Raw genomic sequence first — 19,592 nt, 5'->3', positions numbered from 1 at the left:
CAGCTTATAGTTATGGAGCATTAAAAGTATTTCTAAACTTCATGCCCGACACTGCTCCATCAAAGGAGGGATCGGTGTATCGAATAGCCAGTATTAGCTACCCAAACGTCACCCGGTGACGTCTGTTCCTGTTTAAAAAACTGGTGGACCAATAGCATTATAGATTTTTGAAGTGCCTCACAGTTCAAGCCTGCTTACTTCCGTTTAGCGCCCGGTTTGAAGCGGCTAGGGCTAAAAGCTTTGTAGCTGGACTCTAAACCAACCTTGCCCTCTACCTTAGCCAAATAACCCAAATGCTCTACTGCATCCATTAGGCTTTCTGATTGAAGAGTCATGTTATGGTAATTGCACCTATGGGCAGCCATTTAAACTAAAAAGCCCGACATTCTCGGGCTTTTTTATAGGTGCTAGCACGCTTATTTCATCGATTACCGCTTCATACTAACTTATATGCCAAGCTTATCGCGCATGGTGTAATACCAAGCGCCGATGGCTGAAAATGGCACCTGCAACAGATGGCCGCCAGGGAACGGATAATGAGGTAAGCTGGCAAAGGCATCAAAACGTTTAGCTTGCCCATTAATCGTCTCAGCCAAAATTTGCCCAGCCAAATGAGTGTAAGTCACACCATGGCCGCTACAGCCTTGAGAATAATAAATATTACTGCCGATGCGCCCCACTTGCGGCAGACGAGACAGGGTCAATAGGAAATTCCCCGTCCAGGCAAATTCTATCTTAACGTCTTTAAGCTGGGGAAAGGTCTCAAGCATCTTGGGGCGAATAATTGCTTCAATATCGGCGGGATCCCGCGCACCATACACCACTCCACCGCCGTAAATAAGACGTTTATCACCCGATAAACGGTAGTAATCGAGCAAGTAGTTACAATCTTCGACGCAGTAATCTTGTGGTAATAACGATTGCGCCAACTCAGCCCCTAAGGGTTCAGTGGTGATCACCTGAGTGCCACAAGGCATAGATTTAGCTTGTAGCTCAGGTATTAAACCATTGAGGTAGGCGTTACCCGCCACGATCACAAACTTACATTTGACCGAACCTTCTTTCGTGTGCACAACAGGGCTATCCCCCTCATCGACTTTAATGACAGCCGAATCTTCAAAAATTTGCCCACCAAGGGATTCCACCGCATCGGCTTCGCCTAACGCTAAGTTAAGCGGATGAATATGGCCGCCACTCTTGTCGAGCAGGCCGCCCATGTAACGCTCAGAATCGACCACCCCACGAATTCCCGACTCATCGAGTAATTCAAGGTGCCCAAGGTGACCATGGCGCTCCCATAAGGCTTTTTGTGATTCTAAATGCCCCATCTGCTTTTTATTGAGTGCAGCAAATACCCCACCATCTTTTAAATCACATTGAATATTATATTTCGCGACTAAATTTTTAATAATGCGTCCACCTTCGAACGCCATCTCACCAAATAATTTAGCTCTGTCCACGCCAACCGTTTTTTCAATCATATCGATATCACGGCTAAAACTATTGACGATTTGCCCACCATTACGACCAGAAGCACCAAAGCCCACACGGGCGGCCTCTAGCACAGTGACTTTAAAACCCGCTTCTAATAGATGGATCGCCGAAGATAAACCAGTATATCCTGCGCCAATAATACAGACATCAGTCTCAATATTATCGGCCAGTTTTTCGCGTAACTGCTTGTTATTTGCAGACGCGGCATAATAGGAATTTGCATGAGGTGTACAGTTCATATCAACCACCCTGAATTGTTATCGTTATAATAATTATGCTGTTGTATTAACAAGCTACAGCAGCCTTACTGCTGTAGCTTGCCATTATTTTGCGATGCTATCGGTGTTATTCGCTGGCCATCCGGCTGCGCTTATCGGCGCGGCGCGCCATATACCATGAGATAAAGGCGATCAGTGACACCAGTAAAATAATCAAGGTTGCCAGCGCATTGATTTTAGGTGATACCCCCATCCTTACCGACGAGAACACTACCATAGGCAGCGTGGTCGCACCTGGACCAGAGGCAAAACTGGCGATCACGAGATCATCGAGCGATAAGCTAAATGACAACAACCAACCGGCAATTAAGGCAGGTGAGATCATCGGCACCGTGATATAGAAAAAGGTCTTGAGCGGGGTCGCGCCTAAATCTTGCGCCGCCTCCTCTATCGACATATCTAACTCACGTAAGCGCGACGAGACCACCACAGCAACATAGGCGGCACAGAAGGTGGAATGGGCAATCCATACCGTCAACATACCGCGCTCAGCAGGCCAACCAAACAGATCTGCCATATGAACAAACAATAGCAATAGTGACAAACCCGTGATCACCTCTGGCATCACCAGAGGCGCCGTGATCATGTTCGACAAGGTTAACCTGCCCCATGAGCGAGCAAAGCGTGTCATAACAAATGCCGCCATGGTGCCTAAGATCACCGCCATGGTAGAGGCGAAGAAAGCCACTTTTAAACTGGTCGCAACCGCATCTAAAATTTGATCATCGCGAAACAACTCGCCATACCACTTGGCCGAAAATCCGCCCCATACCGTCACCAACTTGGATTCATTAAATGAGTAGAACACCAAGATGAACATAGGCGCGTAGAGAAATATCATCCCAGCCCATAGCATAACGGTAGAAAAGCTGAGTTTTTTTAGTCTGTTACTCATATCTTTTTCTCCATGCTTTTTGACTGATAACGGTGAAACAGCGTGATAGGAATAATCAATAGCGCCAACATCACAATCGCAAGCGATGAGGCTACAGGCCAATCACGGTTATTAAAGAACTCCTGCCACAACACCTTACCTATCATCAGAGAATCTGGGCCACCCAATAGCTCAGGAATAACAAACTCACCCACCACAGGAATAAAGACCAACATAGAGCCAGCAATCACCCCCCCCTTAGAGAGCGGCAAAGTGACCTTCCAGAAGGTATTTAAGCTGCGCGAGCCTAAATCGGCTGCCGCTTCGAGTAAACTGCCATCTAGCTGAGATAAATTGGCATACAAAGGTAAAATCATAAACGGCAGATAGGTATAAATAATACCGATATAAACCGCAAAGTTGGTGTTAAGCATTTGAATAGGATCGGAAATAACCCCCAGCCACATCAACACATTATTGATCACACCGTTATTACTTAATATGCCCATCCAGGCATAAACGCGGATCAAAAATGAGGTCCATGAAGGCAACATCACTAGCAAAATCAGCACGGTTTGATGCTGCTTCGGCGCTCTAGCAATGGCGTATGCCATTGGATATCCCACCAGCAGACACCCAATCGTGGTGATACAGGCCATTTTCAATGACCCCAAATAGGCATTCACATACAGGGAGTCTTCAAACACCAAGATGTAGTTACCCAGATTAAGTAAGATCTGCAGCGACTCATCGGCATATTGAAACAGTGCGTCGTAAGGCGGAATGGCGATCGCTGGCGACGATAGGCTGATCTTCAATACAATCGCAAATGGCAAGGCAAAGAACATCAACAACCACAGGTATGGCACACCTATGGTTAAATGCTGCCCTTTGAATAATCGTTGTCTTAGCGATTTTTTTCGCTTTTGCACGACCCCACTCATGATCTTAATACCACTCCACTGGTGGCCTCCCATCCGATAAACACCTTCTCCTCCCAGGTGGGGGAATCTGAGCGGCGATCGCTGTTGGTCATCACCGACTGGACCAGTTGGCCACTGCTTAAGCGAATGTAGTAGACCGAAATACCACCAAGGTAAGCGATATCCTCCACGACCCCTGCACACCAGTTGTATTCGCCTTGGGGTTGCTCTCGGCTGATCTGGGTTTTTTCCGGTCTAACCGCTAACCATACCTGCGTGGTATCCACGCTAGTCGATACCCCGTAGCCAACGTAGAATCGCTGGTCAATATTGGGCGATTGAATAATCACATGGTCGACCTCATCCTCGACAATATCGCCTTCAAATAAGTTAACCGAGCCAATAAACTCAGCCACCATACGGCTAGCTGGGCTCTCATAGATATCGATAGGTGAGCCTGTCTGTACTATCCAGCCATCGCTCATAATGGCGATACGTTCGGCCATGGTCATGGCTTCTTCTTGATCATGGGTCACCATGACACAGGTGACCCCGACCGCTTCGAGAATATCGACCACTTCAAGCTGCATCTGAGTACGCAACTTTTTATCCAGTGCGCCCATGGGCTCATCGAGCAGTAATAATTTAGGCCGCTTAGCAAGCGAACGAGCGAGTGCGACACGTTGACGCTGACCACCAGAGAGCTGATTTGGCTTACGTTTGGCATAAGCTTCCATGTGCACCAGTTTCAACATCTCTTGCACACGAGTGTCGATTTCGGCTTTGGACATTTTGTCTTGTTTTAAACCAAAGGCGATATTCTGCGCCACTGTCATATGCGGGAATAACGCATAAGACTGAAACATCATATTGATAGGACGCTCGTAGGGCGGCATATCGGTAATATCTTCGCCGTCGAGGTAGATGCGACCTTCAGAGGGTTTTTCAAAACCGGCTAATATGCGCAGCAAGGTTGACTTGCCGGAGCCCGATCCCCCTAATAAGGCAAAAATTTCCCCACGATTAATATTCAATGACACGTCGTCTACCGCGCGAACATCGTCAAATAATTTGCTGACTCTATCGATCTTCAGCAATACCTCTCCTTGCGTCTTTGTTGTCGGTTTATTGGTGACGCCCGAATTGTTGGTCATAGTACTTCTCCACGACAGTGCCTCATTGGCACTTACTGCAACACTAAAAATTAAAAAGTGAATAAAAAGGGCAAACCCATGGGTTCGCCCTTACTAAGGGATCACATACCCGATTTGACCTTAGTCCACACGCGAGTCATCGCGCGCTGTGCTTTCATTGGGCGCACATCGGCAACGTATAAACGCTCAAGTACTTCAGCCGTTGGATAGATGGCCGGATCGTTTAAAATCTCTTCGTCGACAAACTCTTGCGCTGGCACATTAGGATTAGCGTAAGCGACGTAGTTAGTGATTGGCGCGATAACTTCAGGACGAAGCAGGTAGTTAATAAAGGTATGCGCATTTTTGGCGTTCTTCGCATCTGCTGGAATGGCTAACATATCAAACCATAAGTTAGCACCTTCTTTAGGGATGGAATAACCAATCTCTTGGCCATTTTCAGCTTCCTCGGCACGCGCGGCAGCTTGAAACACATCGCCAGAATAACCAAAGGCAACACAGATATCGCCGTTAGCCAAATCGGTTATGTAGCGTGAAGAATGGAAATAGGTCACATAAGGGCGCACCTTAGACAATACCTCACCCGCTTTGGCATAATCATCGCTACTGGTGCTGTTTGGATCTAGACCGAGATACACCAACGCCATCGGCAGCATCTCATCGGCAGAGTCGAGGAAAGACATGCCACATTTAGACACTTTCTGTGCGTACTTAGGGTTAAATAACAGTTCGAGTGAATCAACAGGTGCATCTTCACCTAGGACTTCCTTCACCTTTGCCACATTATAACCAATGCCTGTGGTGCCCCATAAATAGGGCACTGAATACTCATTGCGCGGATCGGCGGCTTCAAGTTGCTTCATCAACTCAGGCTTGAGGTTGTTATAGTTACTCAGCTGGCTCTTATCGAGCTTTTGAAACGCCCCAGCATTAATTTGCTTAGCAAGAAAGTTGTTTGATGGCACGACTAAATCATACCCTGAACGACCCGATAGCAGTTTAGCTTCAACCACTTCGTTGCTGTCAAACACATCGTAAACGACTCGGATACCCGTCTCTTTTTCAAAGTTTGCTAGGGTGTCTTCGGCGATATAATCAGACCAGTTATACACATGTACCACTTCTTCAGCATTGGCCATCGAACTGGCAAATACACCAGCCGTGACGACGGCGACCGTGGACATTTTCTTTAAAAGATTCATGCTATCTCCTTATTTAGCTTGCCAGTAATATCGTTAAGACTTACTGCCGTTGCATGGCCGATAATGACGGCTTTCGTTGTTATAGTTATCCAATGCTACAGCCAGTTAAACGCATCGGTAGATTGCTTAATACTTTACAAGATCTAATGGATTAATAGATATACTTATCAACTCATTAGATGGATTAAAGACCAGATTTCGCTTTCGTCCAGGCTCTAGTCATTGCCCGCTGAACACGCAGAGGACGAACCTCTCGAATGTACAAGTTTTTCAGCACCGCTTCGCTCGGATAGATCCCCGGGTTATTACGGATCGCCTCATCGACCAAGGCTTGCGCCGGATCATTAGGGTTAGCGTAAGCCACATAATTAGAGATCTCGGCTATCACATCAGGGCGCAGCAGATAGTTGATAAACAGGTGTGCATTATGTTTGTTCTCTGCATCTTCAGGGATCGCCAACATATCAAACCACAAATAGGCGCCCTCTTTGGCTATGGCATATTCGATCTTTTGACCATTGCCAGCCTCTTCGGCGCGCGCCGCCGCTTGAAATACATCGCCAGAGAAACCAAATGCCACACAGGTGTCGCCATTGGCTAAATCGGTGATATAACGCGATGAATGAAAGTAGGTCACGTAAGGACGCACCTGCTCAATGACTTCACCGGCTGCCTGATAATCATCAGGATCGGTACTGTTAGGATCGCGCCCCAGATAAGATAAGGCTTGCGACATCATTTCGTCAGCAGAGTCCATCATAGACAAACCACAACTCGTGAGCTTTTGTGCATATTTGGGGTCGAAAATCAGCGCTAAAGAATCCACAGGTGCATCGTCGCCTAATAGCGCTTTCACTTTGTCGACGTTATAGCCAATGCCTGTGGTTCCCCAAAGATATGGCACCGAATAAAGGTTCTGCGGATCGGCTTTTTCAAGCTGCTTCATCAGGTCGGCGTTGAGATTACCTAAATTAGTCAGCTTACTTTTATCCAGTGGGGTAAATGCCCCTACTTTTATCTGTTTGGCAAGAAAGTCATTGGATGGCACGACAATATCGTAGCCAGAATGGCCCGACAACAACTTGGCTTCCACCATTTCGTTGCTATCAAACACATCGTAAATCACCCGCACCCCAGTCTCTTTGTAGAAGTTATCTAGGGTATCTTTGGCGATATAATCGTTCCAGTTATACACTTTCAATACTTCTTCGCTGTAGGCCGCACTGCTGGCTAATGCCGATAGCGCCACCAAACAAGATGCGGTTATTCGCTTTAATAATGTCATTTTTTCTCCCTTGCCACGCCGCTTTCACGGGTAAGACTGTGTCATAGTGATAGCCAATTGGCTTGTATCCCTTTTGGACCAACAATTGCCGACTTAGGCAACCCTGATCTGGTTATTACCTACAATGCTACAGCTTACATCCGCATCGAACTGGTTAAGCCTCCTTCATTTTCTCTATGTAGATAAGGTTATGGGCACTGTGGTGCAGCACAACACTGCGCCCAATATACTGACCATTTCTACGTCTCAGTTAGCAGGCAACTGGACTAAGACATTCATAACAGTAATGGTTATACGGTTAGTAATAAGAACTCACGTTCCCAAGAACTGATCACGCGGCGGTAGTTTTCCAAATCAGCTTGCTTGACCGCAATATAGCCATTGGTGAATGTCTCACCCAAATATTCACGCACAGCTAAGCTTTCAGACATCACAGCTAAGGCTTCTTCTAGCGTTAACGGTAAGCTGTTACCGAGTCGATTCTCGTTTGCGCGCCCTTGTACTGGTGTCGATGGTTTCACATCTTCAACCATGCCCATAAAACCACACAGTAGTGTCGCTGCAATGGCCAAATAGCTATTAGCATCGGCGCCGGCTATGCGGTTTTCGATACGGCGGTTTTGCGGCGAAGACTCTGGAATACGTAGACCACAAGTGCGGTTTTCATCACCCCATTCCAAGTTAACGGGCGCCGAAGTACCAGGTAAGAAACGTCTAAATGAGTTCACATTAGGCGCCATCAAAGGGAGCAGTTCAGGAATATATTTTTGTAAGCCACCGATATAACTTAAAAATTTTGCGCTCTTAGTACCATCTTCATTAGTGAAAATGTTTTTACCCGTCTTAGCATCAACCACGCTTTGATGAATATGCATCGCACTGCCGGGCTCATCGGTAACGGGCTTCGCCATAAAGGTGGCGCACACGTTATGCTTCAGTGCTGCCTCACGCAACGTACGTTTAAACACAAACACTTGGTCTGCCAGTGATAACGCATCACCATGACTGAAGTTAATTTCCATTTGGGCAGTGCCCTCTTCATGGATCAGGGTATCGATATCTAGCCCCTGTGCTTCACACCAGTCATACATATCTTCAAACAGTGGATCGTATTCATTCGCGGCATCGATTGAAAATGACTGACGACCAGACTCACGGCGACCACTTCGACCAATAGGTGGACTCAGTGGAATATCAGGATCTTCATTTGGCTTAGTAAGATAAAACTCCATCTCTGGCGCGACGACGGGCTTCCAGCCTTTATCTTCATAAAGTTTTAAGACTTTTTTTAGCAAGTTACGCGGTGACAACTCAATCGGGTTACCCATTTTGTCATAGGTATCGTGGATCACTTGCGCGGTGGCTTCAATACACCAAGGCAACATAAAGATGGCTTTATCATCGGGGACACAGACAAAATCAATATCGGCTTTATCGAGCAATGAGTCATACACCTCATCATCAACATAATCACCCGTCACCGTTTGCAATAAAACGCTCTCAGGCATACGCATGCCTTTTTCATCAATAAACTTAGCAACAGGGGCAATCTTACCGCGGGCGATACCTGTCATATCACTGATAACACATTCAACTTCTGTAATTTTATTTTCTTTTAAATAGCTGATTAACTTTTTCATTTTTATTATCTCGTTCGTTGCGCTGCTCTTTGTTGGCAGGCTTTGTTAAAGGCGGTGAAAATTGCGCGATAAAAAGGATGGTCTAAGACCTTCCATTCCGGATGAAACTGCACCCCTAACGCAAAGTTTTTCGCATCTTTGACCGAAAACGCCTCGACTAATCCATCGGGAGCGTAAGCTTCTGGCCGCAATCCAATGCCCAAGCGGTCGACACCTTGGGTATGTACAGAGTTAACCTCTGCCAAATTGCGGCCCCATGCCTCGTGGAGCAGGCCTCCAGGTTCAATTTGGATTGGATGCGATATCCCATATTGAACCTCTACTGGTGCGGTTTTATCTTCGCGGTGTTCAATAAAACCACCCACTTGATGTAATTTTTGATGTAAAGAACCGCCATACACCACATTCATCTCTTGAAACCCGCGGCAGATAGCCAGCACAGGGATTCCCGCGGCAATAGCAGCCTTTAATAGGGGGAGTGTGGTTGAATCACGCTTAGGATCGTGTAACGTTTCTGCGTCACTCACCTCACCATCATAATGATGAGGCTCGATATTAGAGGGAGACCCAGTGAATAGAATGCCATCGAGTCGTGGCAGGATCGCCGCCGCAGGGCAATGACCCAATGACGGGATAACGAGTGGCCAAGCGTTAGTGGCGTCAGCAATGCTTAATAGATATTTCTCACCGACGATATTAAATGGGTGTAGGCCTAATTGTTGATTACAAGCTGTCACGCCAATAACAGCCAGTCCTTCCTCGGACATAGATCACCTGTAGAGTTGTTGCTTTTCTTATAGTTGTTAATAATGAGCAAAGGCTAACCGAATGTTCATTTTTTCACACACTACACTGAAAAATAACACTAGGCAATAGGTCTTCAAAACAAAAAATAAACACTTGCGCAACAAAAGCGGCAAAACTGAATTAAAACAGTAAAGCGATCACCAAACAGATTGATAGCACCAGCTACAACGACGAATATTTTGAACAAAAGTCTGCGATAATACGGGGAGTACAGTGAGTGGAGGAGGTAAAAACAAGCCGATTGAGTGGATAAAATTATTTACACCTCAAACGAAATAATGCTCCGTTAGAGATCAAATATCAAACACAGCGCAGCAAGGATAACCCCATAGCGCTGCTTATCAATCAAGCACCGCCAAAGGAGTTACTGATTAGAAGTTAGCGGGAGTCGTGGCACTCACAATACGGCAAGCTTGTTCAAACGGGTTGCGAAAGCGATGCGGTAATTCACTGTTAAAGTAGTAACTGTCACCTGCGCAGAGAATAAACACTTCATCGCCAACGGTGATCTCAATTTGCCCCTCAATCACCATAGCAGCCTCTTCGCCTTCATGCTGCAACATCTCTTCCCCCGTATCGGCGCCGGGGGGGTACACTTCATTCATCACCGACATGGCACGGTTAGGATAATCACGACCGATCAGTTTGTAATCAAGGTTGCCATCACCGATATCGAGCAGTTCACCAGCGCGATAAACCACCTTTTGCTCACTGGGCAGGCTCTCTTCAATAGAAAAAAAGTCCACCAATGACATAGGCAGTCCTGACAAGACTTTTTTCAAAGAACTGACTGAAGGACTCACACTGTTCTTTTCTATCATCGAGATAGTGCTATTGGTTACGCCCGCACGCTTAGCTAACTCTCGTTGCGATAACCCCTTCATTTTTCGAACAGCTTTGAGATTTGCACCGATATCCAAAAAACCTCTCCTATCCAACCGATTTATGGCAAAACAATTTGTCATACTAGTTTGTATCAAACAAAAAAGCATGTTAAATATAATCAACAAGTGTGAATTATAACCAACCCGAAAGCTAAAAGTACACTCTTCCTCGGGTCGATTAAGTCGAATAACAACAATAAAAAGCGATTCAGGAGCCACAATGTCTAGCAAACCGCCGATCCACAGTGATAATTACCCCCAGTCTTACTACTTCGCCACGGCTAATGCATTAGAGCCACTGCCTAAACTGACCGAACATATCAAGGTTGATGTCTGCGTCGTTGGCGGCGGCTTTAGCGGTATCAATACTGCCATTGAACTGGCTCAAAAAGGCTTTAGTGTGGCTTTACTGGAAGCCAAACGCATTGGGTGGGGTGCATCGGGTCGAAATGGCGGTGAATTGATCCGCGGCATAGAGCCACAACGTTGACCAATTTAGAAACGAAATCGGTACCGAAGGGGTACAGGCTATCCATGAGATGGGCTTTGAAGCCGTCGATATCGTCAAAAACCGCGTCAAACAGCATAATATCGACTGTAACCTACAGATGGGTTATTGCGATCTCGCCACAAAGCCTCGTCACATGACAGAGCTTGAAGCGGATTATCAAGAGATGGTGGATCAAGGTCGCGGTGAAGGATTCTCGCTGCTACAGCAGCACCAAATCAAAGAGGTGATTGGCTCGGACTGTTACATTGGCGCGCTGGTCGACATGAATAGTGGTCATCTACATCCTCTTAATCTGGCGTTGGGCGAGGCGCGGGTGGCTCGTGCTTTGGGCGTGCAGATGTTTGAATACAGCGCCGCCACAAACATTATCAAGGGCGAACGCCCGACAGTCATCACCGAACAGGGGCAAGTGGATTGTCAATATGTGGTGCTGGCAGGCAATGCCTATATTGGCCATAAACTGGAAAGTTATGTCGGCGGTAAAGTGTTGCCCGCTGGCAGTTATTTACTGGCGACCGAACCTCTAACTCAGGCACAGTGTGACGAGATCATCCCCAAAAATATGGCCTTTGCCGATCTGCGTATCGATTTAGATTACTTTCATTTATCACAAGATAATCGCTTACTATTCGGCGGCCTGTGCACCTATTCGGGTAAAGATCCTAAAGACATTAATGCCGCACTGCGCCCCAACTTAGAAAAGGTCTTTCCACAGTTAAAAGGGGTCAAAATTGACTACGAATGGGGGGGGATGATAGGCATTGGCGCTAATCGTTTACCGCAAATAGGACGCCTCCCCGACTGCCCCAATATTCTCTACGCGCAGGCCTATGCTGGCCATGGGGTTAACGCCACCCATATGGCAGCTAAACTGATCAGTGAAGCACTAACGGCCCAGGCTGAACGGTTTGATATTTTTGATAAAGTGCAGCATATGACTTTTCCTGGTGGGCCGACCTTTAGGTCGCCCATGCTGGCTGCCGGTATGCTGTACCACAGATTTAAGGATCTATTTTAAGCGTCGGGGACGATAACAGGTGCACAGGGGCTAATGGGCAAGTGATGATGACTGCCCCACTCGGTCCAAGAGCCATCATAGAGCACGGTTTTAGGGCAACCCGATGCCACAGCGGCCAATATCAATATGCAGGCGGTGATGCCAGAGCCACAGCTAAAAATTCGCTCGATGTTATCGCCACTCTCTTGCTGAGCAAATAACGTCTGTAACACTGGCGTTGCTTGTAATTTATGCCCATCAAGCACCTGACTAAATGGCAGATTAATCGAACCTGGGATATGACCACTACGTACATTGGCACGAGGCTCTGCCATTTCACCATTGAAACGTTCGGCGGCGCGGGCATCAAACACTTGTGCATTGTCGGCATCAAATCGCGCTAACACATATGCCATATCGCATACTAAGCCCGCTTGATATTGGCCTTTGAAATTACCTTGATGTGGGTGTTGGTGATACTGCTCAACCGTGGTGCGCCCCTCAAGCAGCCACTGCGGTAAGCCACCATCGAGCACAAACACACGCTCAAACCCCATCACTTTAAACATCCACCAGGCCCGTGGTGATGAATAAATACCTTGATTATCATAGATAACCACAGTGCTATCACTGTCGATACCTAAATTGGCAATACCTTGATTAAACTGCTCGACGCTAGGCATGGCATGCACTTGTGCTGAGGTGGTGTCGCAAAACACCGTTTCTAAATCGATTTTCTGCGCTCTCGGTATAGCGATAAATTTATCGTAAACAATAGGCGTCTTACCTATGACGTTATCCATACTGGCGTCGAGAATAATGACACCTGCTTCAAATAGATTCGCTTCAAGCCAGGCAGTGCTAACTAAAGGGTATTGCATTGTGACTCCAAACAGGCTTTGGCCAATTAAACTGGTGACTGTTTGGCAACATATACGAATAACCTAGGTAGCTACAAGCAAAAAATGCCAATAACAATCTCGGTATCAACTGTTAGGCATACAATCTGCCACTGTCCCTAGTGGGATGTAAATGCTCACCATAAAAAACCGCACACTATGCATGATGCTAGCGTGCGGTTACGGGGTTAGCACCAGAAAGTGCTGAGCGAGTGGCTGAGCAACTGACGATGTTAAGTAAGGCTTTTTACTTAAAGCGCAATCCAGGTAGCCTTGATTTCAGTATATTTATCAAATGCATGCAGCGACTTGTCACGACCATTGCCCGACTGTTTATAGCCACCAAATGGCGCCGTCATATCGCCACCATCGTAATGGTTAATCCAAACCATGCCACTGCGCAGTGCCTTGGCGGTTTTATGTGCCTTGCTGATATCGCTAGTCCATACGCCTGCGGCCAGCCCATAGATGGTGTCATTGGCAATACGAATGGCTTCATCCATGCCCTCAAAACTTATCACAGACAACACAGGACCAAAGATCTCCTCTTTGGCGATGGTCATCTGATTGTTTACATCGGCAAAGATGGTTGGCGCCACATACACGCCACCCGACTCAGCCATCACCTGCTCGCCGCCTTGCACTAAGCTTGCTCCTTCGGCAACACCAGAGCGGATATAGGCCAATACGTTATCGAGCTGCTGCTGGTCAACAACCGCGCCACAAGTGGTGTCAGGATCGAGAGGATGACCCGGTTGCCATGCTTGCATCTCGGCAGCAATCAAGGCTATCAACTCATCCTTAACCCCAGCTTCCACCAGCAAACGAGAGCCAGCGGTGCACACTTCGCCCTGATTAAATGCAATGGCCGACGCTGCGGCAATGGCCGCTTCTTGCAAATTAGGCGCATCGTTAAAGACGATATTAGGACTCTTGCCCCCCGCCTCTAACCAGACTCGCTTCATATTAGACTCGCCAGCATAAATCATTAATTGCTTGGCTATTTTAGTTGAGCCAGTAAACACTAAGGTATCAACATCCATATGCAAGGCTAACGCCTTACCCACAGTGTGCCCGAACCCTGGTAACACATTGAGCACCCCCTTAGGGATCCCGGCCTCGATGGCTAGCTGTGCCACACGAATAGCGGTTAACGGTGATTTTTCTGATGGTTTTAATACCACACTGTTACCGGTTGCCAGCGCAGGGCCGAGTTTCCAGCAGGCCATTAACAACGGAAAATTCCACGGCACAATGGCCGCGACAACGCCCACGGCTTCGCGGGTGATCATGCCTATTTCGTTATGAGCCGTTGGCGCAATTTCATCGTAAATTTTATCAACCGCCTCTCCCGACCATCGCAGCGCTCTAGCGGCGCCAGCAACATCCACGCAAGTAGAATAGCGAATAGGCTTACCCATATCTAAGGTTTCTAATAAGGCTAATTCATCTTGATGTTGCTCAAGCAGTGAAGCAAAACGAATCATTACCTGCTTACGTTTAACGGGCGCCATCTGTGACCAATCACCGCGTTCAAACACGGCTCTACCACTGGCCACGGCAATATCGGCATCGGCAAGATCGCAACTGGCTACTTGCGCCAACACCTTGCCATCAATCGGGCTAATACAATCAAACGTCTCACCAGACACCGCAGCGCAATATTCGCCATTGATAAATGCCTGACCATTAATTGATAGCGAATCTGCCATCTGCTGCCACTGTTCTCGACTTTGGGGAGTACTCATTCTGACCTCTTAGCGGGTGATAAATCATCATTACGATAGTTACAATCAATTTGCAGCGCACCCTTTGCACATTAGTGCGCGTCTTGGCTGCCTAGATTACGCCTTTCGTTAATAAAATTTCAATATTTTTTACAAAAAGATATTTTTCGCTACAAATAATGCACAAATCACTTTCATGTTCATTATTTCTGACATAGCATAGCAAATATCGACCACTCAAAAAAACAACAAATAAACCGAACCAAGGTAAATGATATGGAACACGATAATAAGACAGGGCAAACACTCGACCACTATTGGATGCCATTTACCGCCAATAGGCAGTTTAAACAAAGCCCGCGATTACTTGCTCAAGCAGAAGGTATGTATTACACCGATGTGCACGGCCGTGCCGTGCTCGACGGAACTGCTGGCCTGTGGTGTTGCAACGCAGGACATGGCCGCAAGGCGATTTCTGAGGCGGTGAGCAAACAGATCCACGAAATGGATTACGCCCCCTCGTTTCAGATGGGCCATCCTCTGGCATTCCAGCTAGCCGAGCGCCTTGCCGATATCGCGCCCGCTGGCATCAATAAAGTGTTCTTTACCAACTCAGGCTCTGAGTCAGTAGATACGGCATTGAAGATTGCCCTCAATTATCACCGTGCCCGAGGTGAAGCCACTCGCACCCGCTTTATCGGACGAGAGTTGGGCTACCATGGCGTCGGCTTTGGTGGGATTTCCGTCGGCGGCATCGGCGGTAACCGCCGTACCTTTAGCCAGCAATTACTGCAAGGGGTCGATCACCTGCCCCACACCCTAGACATCAACACCAATGCCTTTTGTAAAGGGCTGCCCGAAACCGGAGCAGAAAAAGCCGATGTCTTAGAGCAATTGGTTACCTTGCATGGTGCTGAAAATATCGCGGCTGTGATTGTCGAGCCAATGTCAGGCTCTGCAGGGGTGATTTTACCGCCACAGGGTTACCTTAAACGGCTACGTGAAATCACTAAAAAGCATGGCATCTTATTAATTTTTGATGAAGTGATCACCGGTTTTGGCCGCGTAGGCGATGCCTTTGCCAGCCAGCGCTGGGATGTCAAACCCGACATGATCACCACGGCAAAAGCACTCAATAATGGCACCATTCCCATGGGCGCGGTGCTGATTGATGATGCGATTTATGATGCCAGCATGGATGCACCTGAAGGTGCCATTGAGCTGTTCCATGGCTACACCTACTCAGGCCACCCAGTAGCTGCGGCTGCGGCATTAGCCACGCTCGATATTTATCAAGAGGAGCAACTCTTTGCTCGCTCGCGCTCACTTGAAGATTATTTTGAACAGGCGGTGCATAGCTTAAAAGGGCTGCCCAATCTTATCGACATTCGCAATACCGGCCTTGTCGCTGGTCTGCAATTTAGTCCAAGCGAAAAAGGCATAGGCAAACGTGGCTTTGGCATTTTTGAAACCTGCTTCAATAACGGCACCTTAGTCAGAGCGACTGGCGATATTATCGCCCTGTCACCGCCACTGATTGTCGATAAACAGCAGATAGACCACATGGTCAATACGCTCAGTGATGCCATTACTGCGGTGGGCTAATAGGCCAGCGTCCATCGAATCCATTTTATCCCATTTTTTAGGAATACCAGTGTTATGCAACAGATAAACCATTACATCAACGGACAGCACAGTAACCAGAGTGAGCGCTCAAGCGCCGTATTTGAACCCGCCACTGGCGAACAAAAAGCCAGTGTCTCGTTAGCCAGCGCTGCAGAAGTGGCCGGCGCCATTGAGCTGGCGAAGAAAGCCCATGGCCCTTGGTCACAGATGACGCCGCTGAATCGCTCACGCATCTTATTTAAGTTTAAAGCCTTAGTCGAAGCCAATATGGATGAACTCGCGGCGATGATCACCCGCGAACACGGCAAAGTACTCGATGACGCCAAGGGCGAAATCATCCGTGGTTTGGAAGTGGTCGAATTTGCCTGTGGTATCCCCCACCTGTTAAAAGGCGAGCATACCGAGCAAGTCGGTGGTGGCGTCGATGCATGGACACTCAATCAATCCTTAGGTGTGGTGGCCGGCATTGCCCCCTTTAACTTCCCTGTCATGGTGCCCATGTGGATGTTCCCAATCGCCATCGCCGCAGGCAACACCTTTATCATGAAGCCGTCAGAAAAAGATCCCAGCTCAGTGATGCGCATGGCCGAACTGCTTAGCGAAGCGGGTTTACCTGATGGCGTATTTAATGTCGTCAATGGCGATAAAGAGGCGGTCGATACCCTGTTAACCCATCAAGATGTTCAGGCGGTCAGCTTTGTGGGTTCAACCCCTATTGCGCAATATATCTATGAAACTGCCTCGAAACATGGCAAGCGCGTCCAAGCCTTGGGCGGCGCTAAAAATCACATGTTATTGATGCCTGATGCCGATCTTGACCAAGCGGTAAGCGCATTGATGGGCGCGGCCTACGGCTCAGCAGGAGAGCGCTGCATGGCCATTTCGGTGGTACTCGCTGTAGGTGATGCCGGGGATGCATTAGTCGACAAACTGCTGCCGCAAATTAAGGCGTTACGAGTGGGTAATGGTCTAGAAGCCGATATGGATATGGGGCCGCTCGTGTCGGCGCAGCATCTTGATAAGGTTCGCAGCTATGTCGATATCGGTGTGGCCGAAGGCGCGACACTGCTTGCCGATGGCCGTCAATTGAGCGTTGCCGATCACCAGCAGGGTTATTTCCTCGGGGGCTGCCTGTTTGACCACGTCACACCGGAGATGACCATTTATAAAGAGGAGATCTTTGGCCCAGTACTGGCCATTGTGCGCGTTAAAGATTATGCCCAAGCCCTACAGCTGATCAACGATCATGAGTTTGGTAACGGCACCGCCATCTTTACCCAAAGCGGCGAAGCGGCGCGCCATTTCTGTCACCACGTTCAGGTGGGCATGGTCGGTGTCAATGTGCCGATCCCTGTGCCAATGGCATTCCATAGTTTTGGCGGCTGGAAACGCTCTTTATTTGGACCACTGCACATGCATGGCCCCGATGGCGTACGTTTTTATACCAAGCGTAAAGCGATCACCGCTCGCTGGCCTAAACCGAAAGAAGCGCAGGCTGAATTTGTTATGCCAACAATGAAATAAACCTATAAAACAATTAAAAAAAGGGTGCAGTTCTCGCTGCACCTGTATATGTTTAACCATTGGAGATGTAATGACAAAACAAGTCGATGCCATCATAAATCTTGCTCTACATAGCACTCAGGTTGAGCACTATGATGTAGCCAAAGAAAAAGTGCTCTCTGGCGACCCAAAACAACAGCTTGAAAATCATTATTCCAGCCCATGCGATCAGTTTCACACGGGTGTATGGCAAGGTGAAAAAGGCAGTTGGAAGGTCAATTACACTGAGCACGAATATTGCGAAATTTTAGCGGGTAGCAGCGAGATCACCGACAGCCTAGGCAATAGCATAACCGTGACCAAAGGCGATCGTTTTGTGATCCCAGCAGGCTTCTCTGGCGTGTGGAAAGTGATTGAACAATGTAGAAAAATTTACGTCATTTTTGAACCGAAGTAACTGAGTTCGATTGTGAGTAATCGCCATGATGTCTCAGCAATAGCAGCTGTTGTTTGGCTAAATTTGGTATTTTTACTCGTTTAAAAATACCCATGTCAACAAAGTGAAATGGAGAAATTACCGTGCATAAAAAATTTAATAAGAAACGGATTGCCCAAGCGGCGGCTTTGACCTTAACAGCAGCGCTACTCTCACCAATAGCGCACGCTGAAGTGTCTGGCGAAGTGAGTGTTACAAACGACTACCGCTTTCGTGGCGTGTCACAATCGGCTGGCGATTTTGCCATACAAGCTGGTATCGATTACAGCATGGACAGCGGCTTCTTTGTAGGCGCTTGGGGCAGTAATGTTGATTTTGATGATCCAGAAGATGGTAATGGCGCCGACATAGAGGTCGATCTCTATGCGGGCTACGCTGGAGCCATTGGTGAAGAAGTCGAGTATGACGTGACTTTACTCTACTACACCTACCCAGGTGATGATGTCTCACAAGATTACCTTGAAGGCTCAGTCGGTTTCTATTTTGCCGACTTTCATGCAGCCTATTGGTACACCAATGACTACGGCGGAAGTGACTTAGACTACCACTACACTGAACTCAACTACGGCTGGGAATTCGCCGACAACTGGAGCCTAGACTTGCATGTAGGCTACAACTTTGGTGATGCGCCAGATGATGATATGGGTAAATATGTTGACTACTCAATTGGTGTCTCAACAGAGCTTGCTGGCATCGGCTTATCTGCCGCTTGGTTAGATAACGATATCGATAGCGAGTACCAATTTGATGAAGGCAGCTTCCGTAATGACAGTACTTTCTTAGTCTCGGCAAGTTACGCTTTTTAAGCGCTTAACCTGATATGAAGTGCAGCACTGCACTCATTGCCCATCAAAAAACCGCCATTTGGCGGTTTTTTATCTTTCACTCAGTACATTCACCAGTAACGCTAGTCGGTTAATTTAGGGCTTTCACCATTACGGATCTTATCGGCCAGTAAACGCCACTCGCCCCCAAGTTGTTCATGATGCTGTTTTCGCTCTGGAAAAGTCGTAGATAGACGCTCTACCAATTCGGCTTGTTGTTCACATAACTGCGCCCAGCGGCGTGCATTAGAAAGTTGCATCATGTCATCCTTAAGTGATGTAAATCGCTCCCTGTAAACCACCAATCCACACTCGCCACTGGTGTTACTCATAACCCTACCTATTGGCAAAGTACGCCGCAAAAGCGGCAACCTAAGCAGGAAAAAATAAGTATAGCCATCTTTTAAAAAGTTGATCTGCAGCGCTATGAAAAAACCGCCAGCGGGAGTATCTTGATTAAAAAGTGCA

Annotated in this window: 16 protein-coding genes and 1 pseudogene; 5 read left to right on the top strand and 12 right to left on the bottom strand. The window is 47.5% G+C overall.

From position 1 onward, the window contains the following. Positions 1-446: 446 nt before the first annotated feature. From AC5YBZ_RS03925 to AC5YBZ_RS03885, 9 genes are all read right to left on the bottom strand, one after another. Positions 447-1,733, bottom strand: coding sequence for an NAD(P)/FAD-dependent oxidoreductase (locus AC5YBZ_RS03925; protein WP_494543430.1), 1,287 nt, complete (start codon positions 1,731-1,733; stop codon positions 447-449). Between the two features lie 106 nt (positions 1,734-1,839). Continuing rightward, positions 1,840-2,667 (bottom strand): ABC transporter permease subunit, encoded by an 828-nt coding sequence (locus AC5YBZ_RS03920; RefSeq protein ID WP_494519923.1) that lies wholly within the window; start codon positions 2,665-2,667, stop codon positions 1,840-1,842. Beyond that, a complete protein-coding gene (locus AC5YBZ_RS03915) occupies positions 2,664-3,590 on the bottom strand; it encodes an ABC transporter permease subunit (RefSeq protein ID WP_475516004.1) in 927 nt (308 codons plus the stop codon). The genes AC5YBZ_RS03920 and AC5YBZ_RS03915 overlap by 4 nt, the downstream gene beginning before the upstream one ends. Then, positions 3,587-4,723 carry a polyamine ABC transporter ATP-binding protein gene (potA, locus tag AC5YBZ_RS03910; RefSeq protein ID WP_475516003.1) on the bottom strand — a complete coding sequence of 379 codons (1,137 nt, stop codon included), beginning with the start codon at positions 4,721-4,723 and terminating at the stop codon, positions 3,587-3,589. Before potA ends, AC5YBZ_RS03915 begins: the two co-directional genes overlap by 4 nt. A gap of 101 nt (positions 4,724-4,824) precedes the next feature. Further along, on the bottom strand, positions 4,825-5,925 hold the full coding sequence (locus AC5YBZ_RS03905; RefSeq protein ID WP_494519925.1) for a polyamine ABC transporter substrate-binding protein: 1,101 nt from the start codon (positions 5,923-5,925) through the stop codon (positions 4,825-4,827). A gap of 184 nt (positions 5,926-6,109) precedes the next feature. Continuing rightward, on the bottom strand, positions 6,110-7,210 hold the full coding sequence (locus AC5YBZ_RS03900; protein WP_475516001.1) for a polyamine ABC transporter substrate-binding protein: 1,101 nt from the start codon (positions 7,208-7,210) through the stop codon (positions 6,110-6,112). A 290-nt stretch (positions 7,211-7,500) separates the two neighbouring features. After that, complete coding sequence (locus AC5YBZ_RS03895) at positions 7,501-8,850, bottom strand: glutamine synthetase family protein (RefSeq protein ID WP_475516000.1); 1,350 nt, start codon at positions 8,848-8,850, stop codon at positions 7,501-7,503. Positions 8,851-8,855: 5 nt separating this feature from the next. After that, positions 8,856-9,617 (bottom strand): gamma-glutamyl-gamma-aminobutyrate hydrolase family protein, encoded by a 762-nt coding sequence (locus tag AC5YBZ_RS03890; RefSeq protein WP_494519926.1) that lies wholly within the window; start codon positions 9,615-9,617, stop codon positions 8,856-8,858. Positions 9,618-10,028: 411 nt separating this feature from the next. Beyond that, on the bottom strand, positions 10,029-10,577 hold the full coding sequence (locus tag AC5YBZ_RS03885; RefSeq protein WP_494519927.1) for a cupin domain-containing protein: 549 nt from the start codon (positions 10,575-10,577) through the stop codon (positions 10,029-10,031). A 184-nt stretch (positions 10,578-10,761) separates the two neighbouring features. On the opposite strand from AC5YBZ_RS03885, the pseudogene AC5YBZ_RS03880 reads away from it, so the two are divergent. Next, a pseudogene (locus AC5YBZ_RS03880) lies at positions 10,762-12,070 on the top strand (NAD(P)/FAD-dependent oxidoreductase). Here AC5YBZ_RS03880 and AC5YBZ_RS03875 read toward each other — a convergent pair. Together AC5YBZ_RS03875 and AC5YBZ_RS03870 are read right to left on the bottom strand one after the other, a co-directional pair. After that, positions 12,067-12,930 carry a sulfurtransferase gene (locus AC5YBZ_RS03875; protein ID WP_494519929.1) on the bottom strand — a complete coding sequence of 288 codons (864 nt, stop codon included), beginning with the start codon at positions 12,928-12,930 and terminating at the stop codon, positions 12,067-12,069. The pseudogene AC5YBZ_RS03880 and the gene AC5YBZ_RS03875 sit on opposite strands and share 4 nt — an antisense overlap. Before the next feature lie 269 nt (positions 12,931-13,199). Beyond that, positions 13,200-14,696, bottom strand: coding sequence for an aldehyde dehydrogenase (locus AC5YBZ_RS03870; RefSeq protein WP_494519930.1), 1,497 nt, complete (start codon positions 14,694-14,696; stop codon positions 13,200-13,202). Between the two features lie 255 nt (positions 14,697-14,951). Here AC5YBZ_RS03870 and aptA point away from each other — a divergent pair, with 255 nt between their 5' ends. From aptA to AC5YBZ_RS03850, 4 genes are all read left to right on the top strand, one after another. Then, entirely contained in the window at positions 14,952-16,280 is a 1,329-nt protein-coding gene (gene aptA, locus AC5YBZ_RS03865) for an omega-aminotransferase AptA (RefSeq protein WP_475515994.1), read from the top strand. A gap of 54 nt (positions 16,281-16,334) precedes the next feature. Next, positions 16,335-17,825 (top strand): CoA-acylating methylmalonate-semialdehyde dehydrogenase, encoded by a 1,491-nt coding sequence (locus AC5YBZ_RS03860; RefSeq protein ID WP_475515993.1) that lies wholly within the window; start codon positions 16,335-16,337, stop codon positions 17,823-17,825. Between the two features lie 70 nt (positions 17,826-17,895). Then, positions 17,896-18,261 carry a cupin domain-containing protein gene (locus AC5YBZ_RS03855; protein ID WP_475515992.1) on the top strand — a complete coding sequence of 122 codons (366 nt, stop codon included), beginning with the start codon at positions 17,896-17,898 and terminating at the stop codon, positions 18,259-18,261. Between the two features lie 122 nt (positions 18,262-18,383). Beyond that, on the top strand, positions 18,384-19,106 hold the full coding sequence (locus AC5YBZ_RS03850; RefSeq protein ID WP_475515991.1) for a TorF family putative porin: 723 nt from the start codon (positions 18,384-18,386) through the stop codon (positions 19,104-19,106). Between the two features lie 101 nt (positions 19,107-19,207). Here AC5YBZ_RS03850 and AC5YBZ_RS03845 read toward each other — a convergent pair whose 3' ends face one another. Beyond that, positions 19,208-19,387 (bottom strand): hypothetical protein, encoded by a 180-nt coding sequence (locus AC5YBZ_RS03845; protein WP_494519931.1) that lies wholly within the window; start codon positions 19,385-19,387, stop codon positions 19,208-19,210. Positions 19,388-19,592: the final 205 nt, after the last annotated feature.

This window comes from Shewanella sp. 553 (genome assembly GCF_059338375.1).
Note: the sequence above shows the minus strand (reverse complement) of the source record. Positions and strands in the feature narration are given on the sequence as shown.

Coding starts and splice junctions, on each gene's coding strand:
- AC5YBZ_RS03875 (WP_494519929.1), bottom strand. CDS start 12,930: ATGCAATACCCTTTAGTTAGCACTGCCTGGCTTGAAGCGAATCTATTT.
- AC5YBZ_RS03900 (WP_475516001.1), bottom strand. CDS start 7,210: ATGACATTATTAAAGCGAATAACCGCATCTTGTTTGGTGGCGCTATCG.
- aptA (WP_475515994.1), top strand. CDS start 14,952: ATGGAACACGATAATAAGACAGGGCAAACACTCGACCACTATTGGATG.
- AC5YBZ_RS03915 (WP_475516004.1), bottom strand. CDS start 3,590: ATGAGTGGGGTCGTGCAAAAGCGAAAAAAATCGCTAAGACAACGATTA.
- potA (WP_475516003.1), bottom strand. CDS start 4,723: ATGACCAACAATTCGGGCGTCACCAATAAACCGACAACAAAGACGCAA.
- AC5YBZ_RS03925 (WP_494543430.1), bottom strand. CDS start 1,733: ATGAACTGTACACCTCATGCAAATTCCTATTATGCCGCGTCTGCAAAT.
- AC5YBZ_RS03855 (WP_475515992.1), top strand. CDS start 17,896: ATGACAAAACAAGTCGATGCCATCATAAATCTTGCTCTACATAGCACT.
- AC5YBZ_RS03890 (WP_494519926.1), bottom strand. CDS start 9,617: ATGTCCGAGGAAGGACTGGCTGTTATTGGCGTGACAGCTTGTAATCAA.
- AC5YBZ_RS03905 (WP_494519925.1), bottom strand. CDS start 5,925: ATGAATCTTTTAAAGAAAATGTCCACGGTCGCCGTCGTCACGGCTGGT.
- AC5YBZ_RS03870 (WP_494519930.1), bottom strand. CDS start 14,696: ATGAGTACTCCCCAAAGTCGAGAACAGTGGCAGCAGATGGCAGATTCG.
- AC5YBZ_RS03845 (WP_494519931.1), bottom strand. CDS start 19,387: ATGATGCAACTTTCTAATGCACGCCGCTGGGCGCAGTTATGTGAACAA.
- AC5YBZ_RS03860 (WP_475515993.1), top strand. CDS start 16,335: ATGCAACAGATAAACCATTACATCAACGGACAGCACAGTAACCAGAGT.
- AC5YBZ_RS03895 (WP_475516000.1), bottom strand. CDS start 8,850: ATGAAAAAGTTAATCAGCTATTTAAAAGAAAATAAAATTACAGAAGTT.
- AC5YBZ_RS03920 (WP_494519923.1), bottom strand. CDS start 2,667: ATGAGTAACAGACTAAAAAAACTCAGCTTTTCTACCGTTATGCTATGG.